Source organism: Nonomuraea sp. NPDC003214, assembly GCF_053590035.1.
Map to the genome: position 1 here is coordinate 208,608 of NZ_JBSFSX010000012.1, position 6,380 is coordinate 214,987.

Below are 6,380 nucleotides of genomic sequence, written 5' to 3' on the forward strand. Positions count from 1 at the left end.
ATTATCCTGGGAGCATGACCAAGCAGTTCAGCACCGTCTGGCTCCGGGAAGCCCGTCCCGCCAAGAGCACCGGCCGCAGCCGCGACGAGATCGTCCACGCCGCCGTCGAGCTGCTCGACGCCGACGGCCTCGACGGGCTCAGCATGCGCAGGCTCGGCGCCAAGCTGAGCGCGGGCGCGACCAGCATCTACTGGTACGTGGCCAACAAGGAGGAGCTGCTGGAGCTGGTCTACGACGAGATCTGGGGCGAGCTGCGGCTGCCCGAGCCCACGGCGGAGACCTGGCGGGTCACCGCGTCGGCCTTCGCCCACGACATGCGCCGGGTGATCCTGCGCCACCCCTGGTCGGCCTCGCTCATCGGCCGCCTGCCCGCGCTCGGCCCCAACGCGCTCGGCGCCGCCGACACCCTGCGCAGGAGCTTCCACCTGGCCGGCTTCGAAGGGCTGGAGATCGACTACGCCAACACCACGCTGACCTCGTACGTGTTCGGCATCACGATCCCGGAGGTCGCCTGGGCCCAGAAGGTCGCCGAGAGCGACTACCCCGACGAGAGCATCCGCGAGTCGGTCGCCCTGCTGGCCGCCGACTATCCGGACCTGGCCAGCCGCATGAACGAGGTGCACAACTCCGACATGGACTCGGTGCGCGAGATCGCCTTCAGCTTCGGGCTCGACGCGGTGCTCGACGGGCTCACGGCACGCCTGGTCGCCTAGCAGATTGTCAGCCTGTGCGGACTCGATCTTACAAGCTGATCGGATAGGCTCGCCTCGTGCTCCCCACCATCGCCGACATCCTCGCCCTGGAGAGCGTCCGCCGGGGCAACCCGCGCGTGGTCGCGGGCGCGGACCGGCTCGACACCCGCGTGCGGTGGGTGCACGTGGGCGAGATCGCCGACATCGCGCAACTGCTGCGCGGCGGCGAGCTGGTGCTCACCACCGGCGTGGCCCTGCCCGACGACCCCGACAAGCTGGCCGACTACATCGGCGAGCTGTCGTCCGTCGGCGTCTCCGGCCTCATCGTCGAGCTGGGCCGCCGCTTCGTCCACGAGCTGCCCCGCGCCGTGGTCAAGACGGCCGAGGAGCACGGGCTGCCGCTGGTCGTGCTGACCCGCGAGACCCCGTTCGTGCAGATCACCGAGGCCGTCCACGCCCGGATCATCGACATCCAGCTGGAGGAGCTGCGCGCCTCCGAGCAACTGCACGAGGTGTTCACCGAGCTGTCGGTCGAGGGCGCCTCGCCGGCCGAGGTGCTGGCCCAGGTCTCCCGGCTGTCGGGCCGCCCGGTCCTGCTGGAGAACCTCGCCCACCAGGTGCTGGCCTGCGAGTCGGCGGGCCGCGACACCGGCACGCTGCTGGCCGGCTGGGAGACCAGGTCCCGCGCGGTCGCCCCGGCCGAGCGCACCGCCTACGACGCCGCCTCCGGCTGGCTCGTCACCACCGTCGGCGCCCGCGGCCAGGACTGGGGGCGCCTCATCCTGCTGTGCGACGCCCAGCCGTCGCCGCGCGAGCTCGTGCTGGCCGAGCGCGCCGCCACCACGCTCGCCCTCGGCCGCCTGCTGGAACGCCATCAGGAATCGCTCGAACGCCAGGCGCACGGCACGATCATCACCGGCATCCTCACCCACGCCTACGCCGACCCCGACGAGGCCGCCGCCCGCGCCAGGGCCGTCGGCGTCCCGCTCACCGGCCGCAGGCTCGTCAGCGTCGTCATCCGCCCGACCGACCTGGCCGAGCAGGCGCTCGACGGGCAGGCCGAGCTCGGCGAGCTGGCCGAGGCCACCGCCGCCGCCTGCCGCGAGGCCCGGCTGCCCGCCCTCGTGGGCGCCCTCGACCAGGACCGCGTGGGCGTGCTGCTGCCGCTGCCGCCGCGCACCGCCGTCGAGCCCGCGCTGACCTCGCTCGCCGAGCGGCTGCGCGCCCTGTCGAAGTCCGGCGGCGCGTTCGTGCTCGCCTCCGGCTCGGTGGTCGAGTCGATCCGCGACGTGCGGCGCAGCTTCCTGGAGGCCGAGCAGGTGGCCGACGTCGCGGTCCGCCAGCCCGACGGCCGCCCCTTCTACCGGCTGCCCGACCTGCGCCTGCGCGGGCTGCTCCACCTGCTGCGCGACGACGCCAGGCTGCAGACGTTCGCCGAGCGCGAGCTGGGCGCGCTGCTGGCGCACGACGCCCAGCGCGGCGGCGACCTGACCCGCATCCTGCGCATCTACCTCGACGCCGGGCGCAACAAGGCCGTGGCCGCGCAGAAGGCCCACCTGTCCAGGCCCGCCTTCTACGACCGGCTGCGCCGCCTGGAGCGCATCCTCGACACCGACCTGGACGACTCGGAGTCCTGCCTGTCGCTGCACGTCGCACTGCTGGCCCTGGAGTCGTTCCGCCGCAACGCCCGTCCCGAATGAGGTCGCGCCGCCTAGCGTCTGCGGTGTGCCCCTCTTCTACAACCCCCTGGAGGCGGCGGCCCACCGGCTGTCGCTCGTGCCCCCGATGTTCGACTACTTCGCCGCCCTGGGCGTGCACGCGATCATCGCGGCGGCGCGGCTGGGCCTGTTCGACGCGCTGCGCGACGGGCCGCTGACCGGCGACGAGCTGGCCGCCGCCCGCGGCCTCGACGGGCGCGCCGCCCGGGTGCTGCTCGACAGCCTCGCCGCGCTCGGCTACCTGCGCCGGCGGCGCGGGCGCTACGCGCTCACGCGCGCCTCCCGCCGCTGGCTCGTCACCGGCTCGGCCACCAGCCTGCTGGAGGGGCTCACGTTCTGGGAGCGTACGGCGTGCGTGATCTGGCCGGAGACCGAGAAGGCCGTCCGCGACGGCACGCCGCCCGTCCCCCTCTACACGCTGACCGAGCAGGACCCGGAGCTGTCGCGCTCGTTCCAGGCGTGGACGGCGGCGCTCGCCGGGCAGCAGGCCCCGGCGGCGGCCCGCGCCATCCCCGTCCCCCGGCACGCCCGGCGGCTGCTCGACGTGGGCGGCGGCCACGCCCTCTACAGCGTGGCGCTGCTGCGCCGCCATCCGGCGCTGCGCGCCACCGTGCTCGACCTGCCGCAGGCGCTCCTGTCGGCGGCCGAGCACCCCCGCCTGACGTTGCGGGCCGGCTCGTTCCTGGACGGCGACCTGGGCGGCGGCTACGACGTCGTCCTGCTGTTCAACGTCATCCACCTGCTCGACGACGCCGAGACGGCGGCGCTGCTGCGCCGGGTGTCCGCCGCCCTGAACCCCGGCGGCGTCGTGGCCATCGGCGACCAGTTCGGCGACCGCCTCTTACCCGGGCGGGCCAGCCGCGGCCTGATGCGGCTGCTGGACCTCAACTACCTCGTCGCCGGCGGCGGCCGGGTGCGCGCGTTCGCGCAGGTCGCGGACCTGCTGCGGGAGGCGGGCTTCGACCGGCCGCGCCACCGCCGCCCCTGGCGCTCCCCCGTCACCCAGCTCGCCCTCGCTAGAACCCCATCGCGGCACGTACCTCGTCCAGCGTCTTGATCGCCCGCTCGCGGGCCGCCGCGTTGCCCTCGGCGAGCACCTCCCTGGCCTCCGCCACGGTGTGCTCGCGGCGCCGCGCCCTGATCGGGGCCAGGAACTCGTTGACCGCCTCGGTCGCCAGCGCCTTGAGCCGCGACGCGCCCCCGTCGCCGATCTCGTCGGCGAGCTCCTGCTGCGTCCGCCCCAGGCACAGGGACGCCAGCGTGAGCAGGCTCGCCACGCCCGGCCTGTTCTCCGGGTCGAACGTGATCAGCCGCTCGGAGTCGGTGGGCGCCTTGCGGATCAGCGCCGCCGTCTCGTCCTCGGTGGCCGACAGCGCGATCGCGTTGCCCCGGCTCTTGCTCATCTTGCCGCCGCCCAGCCCCGGCAGCAGCGGCTGCTCGCCCATCATCGCCTCGGGCACCGGGAACACCGGCCCGTACCGCTCGTTGAACCGCCGCGCCACCAGTCTGGTCGTCTCGACGTGCGGCAACTGGTCCTTGCCGACGGGCACCAGCGTGCCCTTGCAGAAAAGGATGTCGGCCGCCTGGTGCACCGGATAGGTGAACATGAGCCCGCTCACCACCTGCTGGCTGCTGTGCGCGATCTCGTCCTTGACCGTGGGGTTGCGCCCCAGCTCGGCCACCGAGATCAGGCTCAGGAACGGCAGCATCAACTGGTTGAGCTCGGGGATCGCGCTGTGCTGGAAGATCGTCACCTTCGCCGGGTCGATGCCGACCGCCAGGTAGTCCAGCAGCAACGCGTCGATGTTCTGCTGGATCGCCCCCGGCAGATCCCGATCGGTGATCACCTGATAGTCGGCGATCAACACATACATCTCGTACGTGTCCTGCAGCCGCACCCGGTTGGCCAGCGAGCCGAAGTAGTGGCCCAGATGCAGCGGCCCGGTCGGGCGGTCACCGGTGAGAACGACGTGGTTCATGCTCTGCTCCTCCTGAGGTGTCTCATGCCGTCCCAGGGAGGAGCGCGTCGCGCCGGGCCGCCCTGAGGACGGCCCGTGCATGCGGATGTCAGTGGCCGTCTCGCGGCCACCACCACATGCTGATGCGCTTCATGCACCCATTGTATGGGCGGATCAAAGATGCCAGCCATACCCGGTGTCAATCTCGTAACCTCTTCCACCGTTTGGCGTGTTTCGAGGACCCCGGGACCAAGATCACGCCAGGATGGGTCGGATTGTTTTCCGCCCTCTGGAGTTCTGATGTCTCGACGCACCATCGTCGCCGGCTTGGCCATGGCCGCGACGTTCACGGTGACCACCGTGCCAGGCGCCGCCGCGGAGCAGGTGGCGGTGAAGTTCCCGTCGGCCAAGTTCCCGCTCGGCCCCCGCTCGGTGCCCACCAAGACCATGACCGCCGTCGCGCCCGGGATCGACCTGTACGACGTGAAGGCCGGCAGCGCCACCGACGGCTACACGGTGACCGTGCTCATGCCCAGCGGCCGCGACTACGGCACCCGCGCCACCGCGGAGGCCAGGGTGGCCGAGGTCGAGGCCGCGGGCGAGACCGCGAGCCTGCAGAAGGTCATCCGCCCGCAGGTCGCCGACGCGCCCGCCCAGGAGATCTACATGGTCCGGGTGGGCCTGTGGTCCTTCAAGGACAAGGCCGAGGCCGACAAGACGGCCAAGAAACTCAAGGAGGCCGGGCTCAAGGTCAAGACCGACTACCTCGGCGACGACGGCCTCAAGACCACCGGCCCGTGGAACGTCAAGGTCGTCATGATCGACGCCCGCACGTTCCGCGGCTCGTACGCCGCCTCCCTGGGCACCAGCGTCGCCAAGCGGGAGACCGTCTCCGCGATGGCCAAGGCGCAGGGCGCCATCGCGGCCATCAACGGCGGCTTCTTCAACATCCACACCGCCAAGGAGCTGCGCGGCGAGCCCGTCGGCGCCTCCGTGGTCGCGGGCCGCCTGCTCAGCGAGGCCGTCCCCGGCCGCTCCGCCGTCGTCCTGCGCGGGCGTACGGCACGCATCACCGAGCTCAAGTCGGCCGTCACCGCCGTCTCCCAGGACGGCGCCCGCGCCCCGGTCGCCGGCGTCAACCGCGCCGCCGCCACCGACGAGCTCGTCCTCTACACCGAGGAGTACGGCGCCAAGACCCCCGCGAACGGCGGCGCCGACGTCGTCCTCGACGCGGCCGGCAAGGTCGTCGGCGTGCGCGCCTCCGGCTACGCGGTGCCCAAGGGCGGGCGCGTCCTGCACGGCAGCGGCGCGGCAGCCGACTGGCTCGCCGAGCACGCCGTCGAAGGCGGCACCGTCCAGGTGCTGACCAAGCTCACCGACCTGCGCACCGGCAAGACCATCAAGTTGACGCCCGACCTTCACGTGGTCGCCGGCGGCGTCGGCCTGGTCCGCAACGGCCGCACCAAGATCATGGCCAAGCGCGACGGCCACGACTCGGTCAACATGATCCTGCGCCGCCACCCGCGCACCCTGCTGGGCACCACCCGCAACGGCAGCCTCATCCTCGCCACCATCGACGGCCGCAAGCCCGGCATCACGGTCGGCGCGAGCTTCACCGAGGCGGCCCAGCTCATGCGCTGGCTCGGCGCCACCCAGGCCATCAACCTGGACGGCGGCGGGTCGACGGCGATGGTCGTGGGCAAGAAGGTCGTCAACCAGCCGGCAGACGGCCGCGAACGCGCCGTCGGCGACGCCCTCCTCGTCCTGCCGCCCCGCTGACCACCCTCCGGCCCTGCCCCGTTCGAGGGGCAGGGCCGGTTCTTCTCCAGAACGCAGAAAAGGCCCCCGGGATCACCCCGAGGGCCTACTTCGCCACACAACGCAGAGAAGGCCCCGACACTGAATGTCGAGGCCCTCTCTGAAAGATTGTCCGGCGGTGACCTACTCTCCCACACCCTCCCGAGTGCAGTACCATCGGCGCAGGGAAGCTTAACTTCCGGGTTCGGAATGTA

At 72.2% G+C, this 6,380-nt stretch carries 5 protein-coding genes and 1 rRNA gene; 4 read left to right on the top strand and 2 right to left on the bottom strand.

The genetic code is table 11. The annotated features are described in order from the left end of the window. Window positions 1-14 precede the first annotated feature (14 nt). The 3 genes from ACWDXC_RS34415 to ACWDXC_RS34425 are packed head-to-tail and all read left to right on the top strand — an operon-like array spanning window position 15 to window position 3,467. Window positions 15-713, top strand: coding sequence for a TetR/AcrR family transcriptional regulator (locus tag ACWDXC_RS34415; RefSeq protein WP_449989079.1), 699 nt, complete (start codon window positions 15-17; stop codon window positions 711-713). A 56-nt stretch (window positions 714-769) separates the two neighbouring features. Next, a complete protein-coding gene (locus tag ACWDXC_RS34420; RefSeq protein ID WP_357593576.1) occupies window positions 770-2,392 on the top strand; it encodes a PucR family transcriptional regulator in 1,623 nt (540 codons plus the stop codon). Window positions 2,393-2,417: 25 nt separating this feature from the next. Continuing rightward, complete coding sequence (locus ACWDXC_RS34425) at window positions 2,418-3,467, top strand: methyltransferase (RefSeq protein ID WP_449989082.1); 1,050 nt, start codon at window positions 2,418-2,420, stop codon at window positions 3,465-3,467. On the opposite strand, the gene trpS is transcribed toward ACWDXC_RS34425, so the two are convergent. Further along, window positions 3,427-4,389, bottom strand: coding sequence for a tryptophan--tRNA ligase (trpS, locus tag ACWDXC_RS34430; RefSeq protein ID WP_449989084.1), 963 nt, complete (start codon window positions 4,387-4,389; stop codon window positions 3,427-3,429). The two genes, ACWDXC_RS34425 and trpS, sit on opposite strands and share 41 nt — an antisense overlap. Window positions 4,390-4,668: 279 nt before the next feature. Here trpS and ACWDXC_RS34435 point away from each other — a divergent pair, with 279 nt between their 5' ends. After that, a complete protein-coding gene (locus ACWDXC_RS34435; RefSeq protein WP_449989086.1) occupies window positions 4,669-6,147 on the top strand; it encodes a phosphodiester glycosidase family protein in 1,479 nt (492 codons plus the stop codon). A 149-nt stretch (window positions 6,148-6,296) separates the two neighbouring features. Here ACWDXC_RS34435 and rrf read toward each other — a convergent pair. Further along, window positions 6,297-6,380 (bottom strand): 5S ribosomal RNA (rrf, locus tag ACWDXC_RS34440); the annotation flags it as partial.

What these genes read in the sequence shown, in the direction of transcription:
- ACWDXC_RS34415 (WP_449989079.1), top strand. Translation starts at nt 15, where the DNA reads ATGACCAAGCAGTTCAGCACCGTCTGGCTCCGGGAAGCCCGTCCCGCC.
- ACWDXC_RS34435 (WP_449989086.1), top strand. Translation starts at nt 4,669, where the DNA reads ATGTCTCGACGCACCATCGTCGCCGGCTTGGCCATGGCCGCGACGTTC.
- trpS (WP_449989084.1), bottom strand. Translation starts at nt 4,389, where the DNA reads ATGAACCACGTCGTTCTCACCGGTGACCGCCCGACCGGGCCGCTGCAT.